12 protein-coding genes and 4 pseudogenes are annotated in these 14,801 nt (G+C 68.2%); 9 read left to right on the top strand and 7 right to left on the bottom strand.

Features of this window, described 5'->3' with window-relative positions; all coding sequences use genetic code 11:
* Together ACWGH1_RS33130 and ACWGH1_RS33125 are read left to right on the top strand one after the other, a co-directional pair.
* The gene (locus ACWGH1_RS33130) at positions 1 to 750 is read left to right on the top strand and encodes a hypothetical protein (protein WP_453352207.1); all 750 of its coding nucleotides are present in this window, start codon (positions 1 to 3) and stop codon (positions 748 to 750) included.
* A gap of 148 nt (positions 751 to 898) precedes the next feature.
* Positions 899 to 1,207: pseudogene (locus ACWGH1_RS33125) on the top strand (sugar nucleotide-binding protein); the annotation flags it as partial.
* Here ACWGH1_RS33125 and ACWGH1_RS33120 read toward each other — a convergent pair.
* Positions 1,200 to 1,663, bottom strand: a pseudogene (locus tag ACWGH1_RS33120) (IS5 family transposase); the annotation flags it as partial. The pseudogenes ACWGH1_RS33125 and ACWGH1_RS33120 sit on opposite strands and share 8 nt — an antisense overlap.
* Before the next feature lie 693 nt (positions 1,664 to 2,356).
* Between ACWGH1_RS33120 and ACWGH1_RS33115 the strand changes: the two are divergent.
* Together ACWGH1_RS33115 and ACWGH1_RS33110 are read left to right on the top strand one after the other, a co-directional pair.
* The gene (locus ACWGH1_RS33115) at positions 2,357 to 2,860 is read left to right on the top strand and encodes a hypothetical protein (protein WP_453357103.1); all 504 of its coding nucleotides are present in this window, start codon (positions 2,357 to 2,359) and stop codon (positions 2,858 to 2,860) included.
* A gap of 51 nt (positions 2,861 to 2,911) precedes the next feature.
* Positions 2,912 to 3,526 carry a hypothetical protein gene (locus ACWGH1_RS33110; protein WP_453357102.1) on the top strand — a complete coding sequence of 205 codons (615 nt, stop codon included), beginning with the start codon at positions 2,912 to 2,914 and terminating at the stop codon, positions 3,524 to 3,526.
* Positions 3,527 to 3,640: 114 nt separating this feature from the next.
* Here ACWGH1_RS33110 and ACWGH1_RS33105 read toward each other — a convergent pair whose 3' ends face one another.
* Positions 3,641 to 4,030 (bottom strand): hypothetical protein, encoded by a 390-nt coding sequence (locus ACWGH1_RS33105; RefSeq protein WP_030722049.1) that lies wholly within the window; start codon positions 4,028 to 4,030, stop codon positions 3,641 to 3,643.
* A 181-nt stretch (positions 4,031 to 4,211) separates the two neighbouring features.
* Complete coding sequence (locus ACWGH1_RS33100) at positions 4,212 to 4,427, bottom strand: hypothetical protein (protein WP_389664788.1); 216 nt, start codon at positions 4,425 to 4,427, stop codon at positions 4,212 to 4,214.
* Between the two features lie 208 nt (positions 4,428 to 4,635).
* Here ACWGH1_RS33100 and ACWGH1_RS33095 point away from each other — a divergent pair.
* A pseudogene (locus ACWGH1_RS33095) lies at positions 4,636 to 4,839 on the top strand (NF041680 family putative transposase); the annotation flags it as partial.
* 274 nt (positions 4,840 to 5,113) lie between these two features.
* Positions 5,114 to 6,175, top strand: a complete 1,062-nt coding sequence (locus ACWGH1_RS33090) for a recombinase family protein (RefSeq protein ID WP_453409282.1) — start codon at positions 5,114 to 5,116, stop codon at positions 6,173 to 6,175.
* A gap of 234 nt (positions 6,176 to 6,409) precedes the next feature.
* On the opposite strand, the pseudogene ACWGH1_RS33085 reads toward ACWGH1_RS33090, so the two are convergent.
* Positions 6,410 to 6,750 (bottom strand): annotated as a pseudogene (locus tag ACWGH1_RS33085) (Tn3 family transposase); the annotation flags it as partial.
* 429 nt (positions 6,751 to 7,179) lie between these two features.
* On the opposite strand from ACWGH1_RS33085, the gene ACWGH1_RS33080 reads away from it, so the two are divergent.
* The 3 genes from ACWGH1_RS33080 to melC2 all read left to right on the top strand — a co-directional run bounded on the left by ACWGH1_RS33080 (position 7,180) and on the right by melC2 (position 9,930).
* Positions 7,180 to 7,593 carry an STAS domain-containing protein gene (locus tag ACWGH1_RS33080; RefSeq protein WP_453356646.1) on the top strand — a complete coding sequence of 138 codons (414 nt, stop codon included), beginning with the start codon at positions 7,180 to 7,182 and terminating at the stop codon, positions 7,591 to 7,593.
* Between the two features lie 1,111 nt (positions 7,594 to 8,704).
* Positions 8,705 to 9,085 (top strand): apotyrosinase chaperone MelC1, encoded by a 381-nt coding sequence (melC1, locus tag ACWGH1_RS33075; RefSeq protein WP_453355794.1) that lies wholly within the window; start codon positions 8,705 to 8,707, stop codon positions 9,083 to 9,085.
* Positions 9,085 to 9,930: a tyrosinase MelC2 gene (melC2, locus tag ACWGH1_RS33070; RefSeq protein ID WP_453355795.1), complete on the top strand. Its 846-nt coding sequence runs from the start codon at positions 9,085 to 9,087 to the stop codon at positions 9,928 to 9,930. Before melC1 ends, melC2 begins: the two co-directional genes overlap by 1 nt.
* A gap of 1,590 nt (positions 9,931 to 11,520) precedes the next feature.
* Here the strand turns inward: melC2 and ACWGH1_RS33065 are convergent.
* The 3 genes from ACWGH1_RS33065 to ACWGH1_RS33055 form a co-directional block, all read right to left on the bottom strand.
* A complete protein-coding gene (locus ACWGH1_RS33065; protein ID WP_453355796.1) occupies positions 11,521 to 11,880 on the bottom strand; it encodes a subtilase-type protease inhibitor in 360 nt (119 codons plus the stop codon).
* A gap of 706 nt (positions 11,881 to 12,586) precedes the next feature.
* Positions 12,587 to 13,336 (bottom strand): GAF and ANTAR domain-containing protein, encoded by a 750-nt coding sequence (locus ACWGH1_RS33060; RefSeq protein ID WP_453355797.1) that lies wholly within the window; start codon positions 13,334 to 13,336, stop codon positions 12,587 to 12,589.
* A complete protein-coding gene (locus ACWGH1_RS33055; protein WP_453409279.1) occupies positions 13,333 to 14,055 on the bottom strand; it encodes an ANTAR domain-containing protein in 723 nt (240 codons plus the stop codon). The genes ACWGH1_RS33060 and ACWGH1_RS33055 overlap by 4 nt, the downstream gene beginning before the upstream one ends.
* Between the last annotated feature and the right edge of the window lie 746 nt (positions 14,056 to 14,801).

Raw genomic sequence — 14,801 nt, 5'->3', positions numbered from 1 at the left:
ATGGCGCTCGACCAGCAAAAGAAGCCGTGTCCGGGTGGATATCAGATCCAAGCCGCCGACGTCATGGCCTACGGGACCCTGGGGGCGACCGTCTTGTGGGACGGAACGTTGGCGGCCATCACGGCCGGCCATGTGGTGGATTCGGTCGGGGCGCCGGTCTTCCAGCCCTCGTGGCATGGAAAGCGCCGCGATGAAGTGCATATCATCGGACCCGTTTCGGGAAAGTCGCGATACTTCACATACCCGAACGTGCTGGAATATGGCGTCCGCCTCGAGGACATGCTCTATGACTTTGCGTGGATGGCTCCGGTGGCGGGGGCGACCACCGCGGCGATCCCGGGGATCCACGACGGCGCTGATCCACTTGCTCCACTGGAGACTCGGAGCCCCAAAGAAGGCGAACCTGTGAGATGGCTCGGCAAGAAAACGGGCACAGTGCAGCACGGGAAGGTGGTGGACACCGACCACTGGGTGTTTCGGGGAAACGACCAACTGGGATTCACGAGCCTCGGTCCGTGCCTACGAATTGAGGGCGGTACCGGTTTGGACGGGGACTCGGGTGCCGCCATCGTGTCCCAGGATGACAGCAGGGTCATCGGCGTGCACGTCTTTGCCGAAAAAAGCAACAGATATACGGTGGCCTCCAAAATTCCCCCGACCCCGCAGGATTTGATCCAGCACAGTACCCAGGTCGTCGACGAGGACGTATACCTCGCAAGATTGGCCAAATGGAAGAACAGCAGGCCCTGAGCGGCTTGTTCCTGCGCGCAGCTCTTCGCGGTTGGGGTTGGAGTCGTAGCCCTTGTCGCCGAGCAGGGCCTCGCGCCGACGGCGGGGCCGGCCGGGTCTGCCCGCGACGGGCGGGATGCCGTCGACCAGAGCGAGGGTCTGGGTGACGTCGTCCAAAGCCGCGGCAGAGACCGGCGTCCTCACCGTGTACCCGAGAGTCGCTGTCGCCCGGACATCACTGGTCATCGGCCATGGGCAGTCCGCGGGAAGATGGTGCACGAGCTCGCCGATGGCACGCGCGACGGTGCGCTGTTCACCGACGACATCCGCTGCCCCGTGCACGTCACCGACCTGGCCGCCGCCCTCCTGGAGCTGGCGGCCGCCGATACAACCGGCGTCCACCACCTCGCAGAACCCCGGCGCTGTGAGCCGTCACGAGCTAGGCGATGTTTCTCGGATCATGTCCGGAGTCAGATCATGAGGGATGCGAGGGTGACGGTGCCGAGGTAGATGTAGGCGCGTTTCTCGTAGCGGGTGGCGACGGCGCGGAAGCCTTTCAGCCGGTTGATGGCCCGTTCGACAGTGTTGCGTTTCTTGTAGATCTCGCTGTCGAAGCCGGCCGGCCGCCTCGGGATCCTCGCTTCTTCCGGTGGTTTTGCTGGTCGCGGCGTTCGGGAATGGTGTGGGCGATGCCGCGTCGTCGCAGGTAGCGGCGGTTCGTGCGGGACGTGTAGGCCTTGTCCGCCAGGACACAATCGGGTCGCGTGCGAGGTCGTCCGGCCCCGGTGCGGGAGACCGAGATCTGGCTGAGGACGTACTCGAGTTGGGGTCCGTCGCCGTGGTGTCCGGGTGTCAGGACGAGGGCGAGGGGCCGGCATCGTCCGTCGGCCGCGAGATGGATTTTGGTGGTGAATCCTCCGCGGGAGCGTCCCAGGCACTCGCCGAGCTGCCGAACCGGAGAAGGCCCGCGCTCAGCGACCTGCGAGCACTCCCGCCCGTGCGGCGGTCGCGGGCGAGCGCCCTAGGCTCGAACGCAGAGTCGGCCGGACGGAACCACCGCTGTGAGCCACCTGCGTCCCCGATCGTGCAAGCAGTGCGGCGAGAAGATCGCGGAGTACGGCCGGGCCCGCTGCTTCAGTGCCTGCATCCCAGCCTTCCGCCTCCGAACTGCAAGGCCTGCGGCAGCGACGCCCACTACGCCGGCGGCTTCTGCCTCCGATGCCATCCCCGCGTGCCGTATGCGGACAGCTGCAGCGACTGCCTTGCCTGGGGCATCTGGCGCCGCCACGGCCGCTGCGCGGCCTGCACCTCCCTACGCAACCGCGGCCACCAGACCGGCACCTGCGCGACTTGCCGCCGCAACGTGCCGCTCTTCAAACAGGGGGTGTGCCGACTGTGCCGCTGCCAAGCTCTCGCAGTTCCGCGCACATGGCAGCGCCCGAACTAGTCCACCGCGGCCAACGCCGGGCAGCAGCTGTTCCTCGCCGATCTGGTCCGGCGGGTGCACCTTGCCGCCGCAGCTCGACCGCGAGGATACGGAGCCCCCGCGGCGCACCAGCAGCCCGACATCGCCTTCTGGGCGACACCCCGGTGGCGCCAGGAGCCGCTGTTCATCGCAGCTCGGGACATGTCGCGCGTCACCGTGCCCGACGTCACGCCGATCGATTCCGCCTTCACCGCCTACGTCGCCACACAGGCCGATGCCAGCGCCGAGACCCAAGGCTGGTCACCAGCCTTGCGCGAGCGCGTGCAGAACAGCCTGTACCTACTGACCGCCGTCCACGGTCCGCACGAGACAATCAAGGCCAGCACCGTTGCCACGCTACCGCGTCAGCAAAACCGACGTGCCATCATCCGGGTCACCGAAGTCCTTGCCCACCCCGCTCTCCTCGACGACGACCGCATCGACCCCCTCGACGCGTGGATCCACCGCCGACTGGTCAGCGTGCACCCGGAGATCCGCGAAGAAGCCCTCGTGTGGATCCGCATCGTCCGTCACGGCGGACCTCGCCGCCGTCCCCGCTCGACTACCACGGTCCGAAACCAGGCCAACTCCGCGATCCCGTTCCTTCTTGCCTGCTCGCAGCGCTACCGCACCCTTCGCCAGGTCAACCGTGCCGACGTCACCTAGTGGCTTGCCCAATGCGCGGCACCGCACACCGAAGCCGTCGCGCTGCGCGACATGTTCAAGACCCTCAAGAGCGAACGGCTGTTGTTCGTCAACCCCGCACGAGGCGTGAGTCTGGGATCCCGGCCCAGCTCGGTGCCCATGCCGCTGAGCCCCGAAACGATCCAGCGTCTGACCACAGCCGCCGAGACCCCCCCCCTGAAGCTGCTGATCGCCCTCGTCGGCATCCATGCGCTCTACCCGCACCAGGCCCGAGCGCTGCCCCTGACCGCCATCGACTCCACCCGCGGCCGGCTCACGCTCGGCGACATCGATCACCCCCTCGACGCCTTCACCCAGCAGGCCGCCGTCGACTACATCCACCTCCGGCACCAGCGCTGGCCACATACCCGCAACCCTCACGTGTTCATCAGCTCGCAGACCGCGCACACCCGGGCCCCGGTCACAACCGGCTGGATGCAGCCTCTGCTGCGCGGCCTCCCGGTCACCGCCCAGCAACTTCGCGAGGACCGAATCCTCGAAGAGGCCGCCGTCACCGGCGCTGACCCGCAGCACCTATGCGCGGTGTTCAACATCACTCCGGAGACCGGACTCCGCTACACCCGCTTCTTCCACCCCGACCCCACGGACAGCGACGACGCATCCGGCTGCAACATGGAGACATCGTGACCGACCACCACGCTCACCTGCTCGCCGCCATCGTCGAGCTCGGCGGTGAGCTGGAGCTCCCAGCTACCCGTAACGGGCGCTTCAGGGGCGCGGTCATCCCAGAAGGCTGCGCGGTCAGCGCCGGCCGCCGCCGATGCGGCGGTCGTCGGCCAGTGCGGTAAGCGGGCCGAACTCGCGGGCAAGCTGGTTCCACGTCAGAACCTCGCCACAGCGGGCCGGGAACTCCTTCGGGTTGAACTCGGGCATGGTCCAGGTGCCAGTGCCCCGGTCCCGCAGCCACAGGTCCCCGTCACCGTCGACCACAGTCGGCGGGACCGGTACGGGCTCGGCCTGATCGGTGGGCTCCCAGGTGACCCGGCCCGGGTGGGAAACGCGGCGCAGCTCGGTGGTGGCCAGCCGCGCGGCCAAGTCACGGGTGGACTCTTCGGCGTCCTTGACCGACTCGAGTCGGAATGCGTCGTCAAGTACGGGCAGGGCTGGATTCTTGCTGCGCTTTGAACTCATACGCTGACTACCTCCGGTGGGGGGCGTCACATCCGTTATGGCACCCCGTAGAGGAACACGGTATCCGAGGCGGGAGCCGGGCCGGCTACGACCACTGTCCAGGGGGAGGCGCTGGCACACCGGGCGATGGGGCTAGGTGGTGAGCTGGTCCTGGACGTGGCGCAACCCGTGGTGGTAGCGCTCAGATATGGCGGTCCGGGTCTGAGAAGGTGATGGGGGCGAGCGGACGTCGGGCCGGGGCGGGTGCGGGCTCGGGCTCGGTCTCGCCGGGCGGCTGGCGGAAGTCGGCGCCCTGCTCGAGTGGCATCAGCCGGCGCCCACCCGCCTGGGCGGGTACAGGAGCGTCGGAAGCGGGCTCGGAGAAGGCGGGCAGCGAGAGCGGTCGACGGTCGGTCATGATCCCTAGTCTCCCAGGTCCGGCCCTGCGGGTAGGGCCAGGCCGCTATCAGCGGTGATAGTGCTCTGGCCCTGGCCAGCAGGGCCAGGCTGGTTGTTTCAGCTCACCAGAACAGAGCGGTTAAGCCACTGCTACCGCCGGTGAACCGGCCCGGACCTCCGAGGCCGGGCGGCACACTGCGCGGGTGACCACGACCCCCGCCTGAACCGGGTTCAGAAACCTCCACGCTCAGACCCCGACGCCAGCGCGTGCGCCCAAACCCTCCCGACCTGGCCCCGGCCGCCCACTCGGTTCAAGAAACAGCCGTTCGGCAACCCGTCACGACGTGGGACGGGTCCTCGCAACCGGCGAGGCGTACACCAGACCCGCCCATCACAAGAAGGGCACCAAGCCCCGCCGACTGGATAAATGACAAGCTAATGGCACCGGACCCGCGATGGCCGCGACATTTGCCCCGCCTGCTGGATGAAAGAACGACGATGATCGCCAACCGACACGCGACGAACGCCCAGGTTCGGGGCGCCGAGTGCTCAGTATTCGCGAACTCAGGCGCTTTCGTCGGCGACTACATCGGGGAGTCCACCCGTTCGGAGATCGACTACGCCCGGGCTCTGGGCAAGCCGATCCGGTACACCCATCCCGAGGTCGACCCGTACGGCTCTGCCCTGCCGGAGTGCGACTGCGAGATGCGGTTCCCCGGATCCCTCGTCACCATCACCCTCGCGTCGGTGCAGCCGGTGCCTGGGCTGCACGTCTACGAGATGCCTACGGGCTTCCGGGAGGGGGCCGACGGGGCCGCCAACCCCTGGCGGCTCGGCCACGTCTCCGGCCGTGGCCTCGCGGCCTTCCCGTCCCGGGACGACGCCTTGCGCGGTGCCCGCGAGATCGGCGACATGACCGACTGTACCCGCACCCCCGAGGAAATCCGCGCCGACCCCGCGGGGTCCCCGTGCCGTACCGGTAAGGGCAGGGTGGCCATCCAGTACCACACCGCCCGCTTCCGCCTTGTGCCCCAACTCGCGAAGGCCCTGAGCGTGCCGACCCCTGCCGTACGCAAGCCGGGCTCGGTGTGGACCGAGCTGCCCCGGCCCGTGAGTGCCGGCGCCGAACCGGTCGGGCACGTCCGCCTCGGCTATGCCCGCGCCTCGACCGCCCGGCAGTCCCTCGAGGCACAACTCGACCCCCTCGCCGAGGCCGGGGTGACGCGGGTCTTCTCGGAGAAGATCTCCACCCGCGCCACCAAGCGCCCCGAGCTGGAGGCCGCCGTGAAGCTCGCCGGGGAGATCCGCTCCTCCGGCGTCGCCGTCACCCTCGTCGTCCCCGAACACAAACGACTCGGCCGCGGCATCGAACTCGCTATGCTCGCCGAGGAACTGAAGGCGAGCGACGTCGGCCTGGAGTTCCTCACCGGAGAACCGAAGGGCTCACACGACCCGTCCGGCATCGTGTTCACCGTGCTCGCCGCCATGTCCGGCATGGAACGCGAGTACATCCGCGACCGCACCCTCGAAGGCCACGAGTCCGCCCGCAAGCGCGGCAAGACCATCGGCTGCGCGGGCGTCACCGACGAGTCCATGCTGTCCATGGCCCTTCACCTGCGCGACCAAGAGATGAGCCTGCGCGACATCGCCAAGCGGCTTGTCATCACCACCGGCACGAAGAAGGGCCAACATCCCTCACCCGCCACCGTGATGCGGATGCTGCGCGAACACGACGAACAGGCCGCCACGGCAGCGAACGCGCAATGAGTCGCGAGCCGTGAAAGCTACTGGTGGGTTACTTGTTCCCTGGTGTCCGGGCTAGGACTTCGGGGCCCATTGGAAGGGTCTATCCGACTGCGCTGGCGATGATGCTCACGGTGACCGTCGGCAAGTCTGCGGCGGTCTGGCCGTCGACGTGGATGTACGCGGGCAGGGCTGGGGAAGCGCCTTGCTGTCGCGGGGCAATAAGTGATAACCGAGATACGCGTCAAAGGGGCAACGGGATCCGTCGTCCTCCGGCACCAGGTACTCGACCACCGCCACCGCCTCGCGCGGCACGCCTCCTCGACCGCCGCCCACAAGGCGGCCACGTCCAGGTCCGTCCCGGCCTCGGCGACCAGGTCCAGCTCCTCGGTGAGGATCTTCGACGCCTTCGCCAGGACGCGGGCCGCCTTCTCCAGCTGCGGCAGCACCGCCAGGCGTTCCTCGTCCGACGCCCGCCGCGCCGGGCTGATCAGCCGGGTGGCCATCAGCAGCGCGGAAAGATCCAGCGCGTCATCGACCGCCTGCGCCTCCAGATTTCGCACCACTGCCGTCCGAGCATCCCTGACAACCAGCGGCGCACCGTGGTGTGAGGGTGTGGCATGCGGCGGTGCCACAGCGCTCCTGGAAGAAGTGGGCCGGTGGACGGTTCCAAGGGCAGGAAGCAGCGGGGAGTGCCGGTGGTCACGACAGTGGGTATCGGGGCCGGCGCGACGGTCCGGCCGTACATGCCGCGGGACCGGGCGCTGGAGCTGCTCGCGGGCGACCGGTGCCCGGGCCGCGCGGGCGGGCGCCGCCGCTCCTCCGCTGCCGGTCGCGGCGCCGCCTGGGCTCGGGAACTCGTGGACCACCGCATCATTTGGAGACACTCATTCGAGTGAATCTCTTCTGGGCTGTGCTTTTCTCCTCTCCGCTTCCGTATCGTGGAAGGGTCACTCTGGACCCCGGTGGCTGTCCAATTCTCTGGGCGGTCTTGCCGTCGCGAGCGCCCGCGAATTTAAAGGGACCCCATGGGGGACAAGCTCCGGTTCAACTGCGACCAAGCGATACCTCGATGCCGGCTGGATTTATTCTCCGAGTCCTATGCGCAGATTCGTCGAGTGAACGATTTCACCGTGATCGAGTTTCATGGTGAGATCGACCTCGTGGCCGACCTGCGGGTAAGGGCACATGTGGACGCCGCGACGGATACCGATCAACCCAGAATTGTTGTGGACCTGCGCACGGCGACCTTCATCGACTGTTCCACGCTGCGGATGCTGTGTCACGCTCGCAAGCGGGCTCTGGATAATCGTGGCGGCATGGGCCTGGTATGCACGCTCCCTCGCCATCTGGGAATCCTGAAAGCTGTCCGGCTGACGAGCGTTTTCGGTCCCGTCGCCACCCTGGAAGAGGCCTACGCGTCAGCCCTGCGCGGAGCCTGAGGGAGAGCGGTTGGCCCGCCCCAGAGACCCGCGGTCGCGCCGGGCCAGTCAAGGGCCCATCCGGGCCTCAGACCACGCGCTCCCCAGCCCCCGGCCTGCTCGCCGGGGATCTCTCGCCCGGCCCGTTGTGCGGCGAGCGCGGCCTGGTAAACCTCGTGCGCACGCCGCATGGCCTTGCCAGAGGAGCTTGCCTGGCCTGTGAAGACGTGCAACCCGCGACGGGCCGGATCGGTCATGTCGTGTATGGGAACGGCGACCTCATAGATCTGGTACTTCGACATGATGACCCGTCCCCTCGCCTCTTCCTTGATGAGTAAGGACCAACGCCCCGGCCCGTGAAGGATGGGACGCCTGTTCAATGTCTTACAGGTTTCCGGCGGCAGGGAGCTGAGTGCCGATGACGCGGATACTCGCGGCCGGACGCGCGGGACCGGCCGCAGAGGTTGGGCCCATGGAGGCAGAATCGCGAGGAGTCGCTCCTCTCCGCAACCTGACGAACTCCCGGGCGGATTGATCGCCTGGGCACCGGCGGCCGCCGCGGTCAGCAGGATTTCCGCGGACACGTCTCATGCCCTTCATCGACTATCCCTATCGCGGCAGGACCGAGGAGTGCCCCGTCGCGTCGCGAACGCGGAGAGAAGCGGGACCGAAAATAGTCGCGGGACCGCGATAGCTCTCCAGTCAGGCCTCGACGGCGTGCCGGCTCGTGGGCTGGGAGCCTGAAAAGCGACAGGGCGCTGGAGATCAGACCCGGCTGGCTCTGAATTTCGGCTCAAGCCTACGAGGGTGGCCTCGGGAAGGAAAGACCGCACAATTCGATGATCTTGACATGATGAGGTCGGCAAAATGGCAAAATAAATAAGGGCTTCTGGGGGCCGCCGGGCCTTATGCGTGCGTCTTCCGGACGATTCCGTGAGGGGTTCTCTTTCTTGGTGCTTCCAATTGGCCGAAGGAACGTGTCGATCGGGGGTGATCCGCGGAGATGTTTCCCGTCTGGATCCGCCCGATCCGACAGATAAAGGAAGATTATCGAACTTGTTCTCCGGTCAACCTATCCGCTCTTGTCTCGATACAGGCAGTCATGTGTCCGGGCCCTGATAGTCCTTCGGGCATGAACAAAATCACCCGCCGGCAGGCCTTGGGTACCACTGCCGGCGCACTCTCCGTCATCGGCCTCGCGGGCGCCACCGCGTACGCGGCCGGCACCGACTCCCGCGCCGCGATACCCGCCGGCACGGTCGACGAGGTCTACAAGGGACGCCGCATACAGATCACCGCCGCCACCGGCGGCGGTCACCACGGCGGCCACCACTCGCCCGGCCTTCCCACCGTCCGCATAGACGACAGCGAACTCCACGTGATGCAGAACGCCGACGGCAGCTGGATCAGCGTGGTCAACCACTACGAGACCTTCGCCACCCCGATCTCGCTCGCCCGCGCCGCCGTGCGCGAGCTCCAGGGCGCGACCCTCGTCCCGATGGGCGGCATGTGATGACCGTGCGCAAGAACCAGGCCGCGCTCACCGCCGAGGACAAGCGCGCCTTCACCAACGCACTGCTCGAACTCAAGCGCACCGGCCGCTACGACCGCTTCGTCACCACGCACAACGGGTTCATCATGGGAGACACCGACTCCGGTGACCGGGTCGGTCACCGGTCCCCCTCCTTCCTCCCCTGGCACCGCCGGTTTCTCCTGGAGTTCGAAGCGGCGCTCCAGGCCGTGGACAAGAGCGTTTCCCTTCCCTATTGGGACTGGGCGACGGACCGCACCACCCGCTCCTCGCTCTGGGCCGCCGACTTCCTCGGCGGTACGGGTCGGGCCCGGGACGGGCAGGTCCTCGACGGGCCGTTCAGCTACGCGACGGGCAAGTGGAACATCGACGTCCGGGTGGACGGCCGCTCCTACCTGCGGCGCGCCCTCGGCACCGGTGTGGCCGAACTGCCCAACAAGGCCGAGGTGGAAGCCGTACTGGCCATGCCGGTGTACGACATGGCCCCCTGGAACAGCGTCTCGAACGGCTTCCGCAACAACCTTGAGGGCTGGCGCGGCGCCAACCTCCACAACCGGGTGCACGTCTGGGTCGGCGGTCAGATGGCCACCGGCGTCTCCCCGAACGACCCGGTGTTCTGGATGCACCACGCGTACATCGACAAGCTGTGGGCCGACTGGCAGGCCAGGCACCCGCAGTCCACGTACCTGCCGGCCGCCGGCACCACCAACGTCGTGGACCTCAACGACACGATGCGGCCGTGGAACGACGTGACCCCGGCCGACATGCTGGACCACCGGAAGTTCTACACCTTCGACACCGAGCCGGTCTCCGCGAGCCACCGGTAACGCGGTCCGAACCGGTGCGACGCCGAGGGCACACGCCCGTTCCACCGAGCACCCACCGTGCCTGCCTGGCGCGTGTTCCCGCGCGACCCGCGAGCCGCCCGCCGAGCTCCACCGAACCAGATGTGAGCCACCCGTCTTGCCGGTCCGTCCAGGGGAACCTCGAACGTGAGTGGACAGCTGGCCATCGACAGTCGAATTGATCTTCACACCCGGTTTCGTGATCGTTGGGTCCCATGCCCCGGCCGTTCCGGTCCTGGATGAGAGCGCCGTCCACCGGCCCGCACTCCGCATCGACCGCGGGTCCGACCTCCGGAACGCGGCGGTGGTCGGGGTGGAGCGCCATCAGGTCTTCGACATGCCCGCGGAGACACGGTGGAAGCCCACCGAGGACCGGCCTCTGTCGGTTCGCCTCACCTGCGGGCGGAAGGCCGGGGCGATGGGCTTACCCTCGGGTGTGGTCCAACCCGCGGCCGGATCCCGCCGGGGTGTATCCGATGCGTGGGTGGTTCCTGTCCAAAGGACCGCGCCGGCCCCACGCGTCGGCCGATCTGTTCGGCGTCGAGGTCGCGGGCCCACCCGCGCGGGCCAGGTTCGGGGCCGGGCGAGGCCCATGGAACGTCCGGCAGCGGTGATCGCCGAGCGAGTGACGGCCGCCCCTTTGGCGTTCTTCGGCGGGAAGAGAGCTCGTACCGCCGGCCGGCCGGTCGCAGGCCGCCTCCACCGCGATGTTCGCGCACCTGAGAGCGCACCAGCCGACGGGACCGAGGCGACCGACGCCGCGGGGGAATCCCGCCCGCGTTCAGCGGGGTGGCTACGCCCGGATCCCGTACGACACCCACGCCAAGGTCACCCACGTCCTGGCTCAACGCGCACCCCGCGAGAGCTGCTTGCGGTCACCGAACGCGAGTCCGGACAGGCCCGCGCGCGGCTCACCGGGCCATCGCCTCGCCGCCGGACAGAGGTCGCGGCCACGCGCGGCAGGCCCGGGGAGCCCGCCATGAACCTGATCCTCGCCAGCCCGGGTTCCGACCGGGGGTCAGGAACGCCTCGGAGCAGATGCGGCTATCCAGTCACCCCGAGTTTCCCTGCTGGTGGGTGCGCGGCCCCAGCGCTCGCCTACGTCCTGGTGCTCCGCGGGGCGCTGTTGTGGGTCCGGTGCGAGGCGCGGGTGACGACCGTCCTCGCCGAGGAAATTCCTGTCGGCCACGACGGAGGTCCGGGCACGGATTCCGTGAAGCATCGTGCTCGACCGGGCCTATCAGGGTCTGTGGCTGGCGACTCACGGACAACAGCCGGGCGCTTTGTGAAGGGAAGGTGGGCTTGGCCGAACTTGGTCACGCTTGAGGGCCTTGAGAGGGCGTTTGACGTGGCCTTCGACCTGGGCGGAGGAGCACTCGATACGTGACCGCCCGCCCGCCTTTCGACCCTTTCCCAGGCGGTCTGCCGGCCGGGCGGTCATTCCTCGGTGAGGGCTTCATTGTGGGCCGCTCGCCGAGCCAGCGCCGGCGCCGACTTGGGACCTACTGCGGCGATCAGCCCGGGGCGCCGTTCATGAGGCGTGGGCGGGTGGCGCTTGGAGGTGGCGTGGGGTCAGAACGCGAAGACGGCGGTGCCGTTCAGGGTCGCCGACATGACGCAGGTGTTGGAGAAGGTGTGCTTCCAGGTGACACGGTCGCCCTGCCACACGCCGTCCGCGGTGATGGTGACGGGGGCGTAGATCATCGGACACACGCGGTGTGTGTCGGGGGAGGCCAGCTGGTGGTCGAACGACCCGCCGGAGGCGTTCAGGGCCGCGCAAGCGGCTCCCGGAAGCGGGTGAGTGCCCCGCGGGGTCGGCGCGCAGCTGAGAGTGACGGCTCGTGTGACGGGGGCCGTGACGTTGTCTCCTTGGGCGAGGGTGAAGACCAGGGCGGTAGGGGCGTACAGGCTCGTGGACTGGGCCTCTGCCATACCGGAGGCTCCGGCGAGGCAGAGCAGTGTGGCAGCCGACACATTGACGATGACGCGCATGGAGGGGACCGCTTTCGATTCCGAGTTTGAAGGATGGAAGATCCTTTGCGTCTGGCGCCTTGAACGGACGACTGATGTATGACGGGGTGCGCACGTTGGGCGCCTGGTTGCGCTGGGCGCACCGGAGGTTTGTCGTTTCTCGGTGCTCGCGTCTGGTGTGATCCCCGTCCGCACGGCCGCCGTCCCCACGCGGCGGCCGTGCGTATGAGAACGCGATGTCGCGTCTCGTGCTCTCATGGGGGTGTCCCCACCGCAACGGGACCGGGGAGTTGCCCCGTCTCGAACGCGGAGAGGTCGGGGCCGGAGCGCTTGTAGGACTGCGACAGCTCTCCAGCCAGGCCTCGATGGTGTGACCGGCTCGTGGGCTGGGAGCCTGGAAGGGCGTCGCGCGCAGGGCATGAACCCGCTTGTGCCGCTTCTCACCGTGAATATAGGTGGATGGCGCCGGGAGAGGAAGACAATCTGAACGTGTGATCTTGACATGGTGAGGTCAACCCGAGCGGGTCGGACCGAGCTCCCCCCGGGGGCCGTCCCCGAACAGGAGGCATGGCAGCGGGTCCTTCGACCCACCGGGCGGGCCCGCTCTGCACCGTGCAGGGCGGACCACTGCCACGTACGCCTTGCCTGAGGTTCGCGTTGAGACTGCTCAGTGCTTTGGAGGCTCGGTTCCGGGGCGGGGGATGGTGGTGGTGTCGAGTGTGCCGTCGAGGACCTCGCCCGCCAGTTTCGTGAGTTGCCGGTTGTGGGCGCGCGCGTAGGAGCGGAGTGCGAAGAACGCATCGTCGACGGAGGTCTGCCAACGCTCCGCGAGGACGCCCTTGGCCTGTTCCAGGATGATGCGGCTGGTCAGCGCGTGTTGGAGTTGCGCTCGCTCGATCTGGCCGTGATCCACGGTCCGCTGCTGAAGGATGGCGATGGTGGCCACGTCCGCCAAGGCCTGCGCCACGGTGAGATCCGCTCCAGTGAGGCGGCCGGGACGTTCCTGGAAGATGGCGAGAGTGCCGATGACGCGGCCGCGCAGGCGCAGGGGAAACACGTCCATGGCCGTGAACCCCGTCCGGACGGCCAGGGAGGCGAATCGCGCCCAGGGCCCGATGATCACCGGGTCGGTGAGGTCGATGCCGGTACGGGCCTGTCCGCTCCTGTAGCAGTCCAGGCAGGGGCCCTGACCGTGTTGGAGGGCGAACAACTCCAGCAGACGGGTGTGTTCGTCGGAAGCCGCGATGGTCTGCAAGCCTTCGTCCGGATCGCCCAGCAGGATGCCCGCCGCCGCCACCCGGAGCAGATCCGTGCAGCGCACCGAGAGTCGTTGGAGGAATTCGATGAGGTCGAAGTCGTCGGTGAGGGAGTCGGCGGCCTCGACGAAGGCCTCGGTCATCAGGCGTTCTCGGGTCATGGCAAGCCATCCTTGTCTGCAACGGGCGGGGGCGGGCCGTCAGGGGCCAGGCGAAGCCGGCGGTCCACGATGTCCTGGGCGGTGTCGGTGAGGGAGCGTCCGCTGCCGTAGGCGTGTGCGCGCAGGCGCAGGAGTGCCTTGGGCAGGGGGAGGGACAGCTGGACGCTGAGCATTCCCGTCGCCTGATGCACTACCGCCCGCCCCAGGGCGCCGGGGAACCCGGCGTGTTCGCAGGCGTCGTGCGGTGCGGCGTCTTCCAGGCAGTGGGCGGTGAGGGCGCCGGCCAGGGCGAGGGCGTCATCCGTCTCGCTCGATGTGAGTGATCCCGGAGTGCGGCGCAGCGCGGTCAGGACACCGACTCGGATCGCGCCCACGCCCATCGGGAAACAGAACACCGCACTGGCCTCGGCCTCCGAGGCCAGTGCGGGCCACCGGTCCGGCCGGCCACCGATCAGGTCCGGTGCCCACACCATCACGCCGCGGCGCACGGCGTCGGGCCCGGGCCCCTCGCCGAGAGTGAACTGAAGGTCCTCGAACCGGCGGGTGTCCTCGTCGGTGCACCACATGAGCTCGATCGCCTCGTCCTCCGCCGACAAGGACACGGCGAGGCCGTCCACTCCGAGGATCTCGGTGGCGGCGGTGATGACGCTCTCCACCCCCCCGGGCCCGTCACGCCGACGCAACCGGCCAAGCACCCGCGCCATGTCGGCACTGATCATCCCGAAACATTCGTGCGAGCCATGCCGGCGAAGACGTCCACCACGGACGGGAAGGCAGGTACTGCGGATGAGATGGGCATGAGAGCCCTCGGTTCTCTTGGCCTTCCGGAAGCGGCGGCCACACGACCAAGACACACGTCCGGCTCCCTGCCCAACGTGTAGACCTTCGCATGGTGCGGCTTTCCCCTCAGCGTACGCCCAAGATCCGCACGGACGATCCCCACCAGCGTTTTCCAGCCTCCCCCCCCCTGTGATCTCTTCGTAGTGTGGCCCGACGAGAGCTCGGCGAAGTGCGACCACCCGCCTCCCGACACGGCACCCTCCCCCTCGTCCATCCGTCGTCAGTGCCGGCGACGAGGCCCTCCTCAGCGGTGGGACCGAGATCGGACCCGGCCCTCGCGTCCGCCGGTCCTGCAGCCTGACGTCGTTGGCCGGGTTGTGAAGCCGTTGTCACCGCCGCCGCGGGCTCCGTAGACGCGGACGAGCCCGCCACCATGGTGGCGGGCTCGTCCGCGTTCGATGTCGGATTCGGGCTCCAGCCCTTACTCCAAGGGTTGTCGGTAGGAGCGGAGCAGCGGGCGGGGACCGGGCCGGAAGTATCGGACCAGCCCTACCCGCGGGTGGCCCCGGACCTGCGCGGAGGCCCGGGCGCGCTAGGAGTTGTCGTCAAAGTGTCACGCCCACATCAGCAGTGATGCGAGGGTGACGGCTGCTTGGTAGGACTGGGCGGTCTTGTCGTACCGGGT

The organism is Streptomyces sp. NPDC054883, from assembly GCF_053610645.1.
The sequence above is the reverse complement of the archived record's forward strand: the minus strand, read 5'-3'. Positions and strand labels throughout refer to the sequence as shown.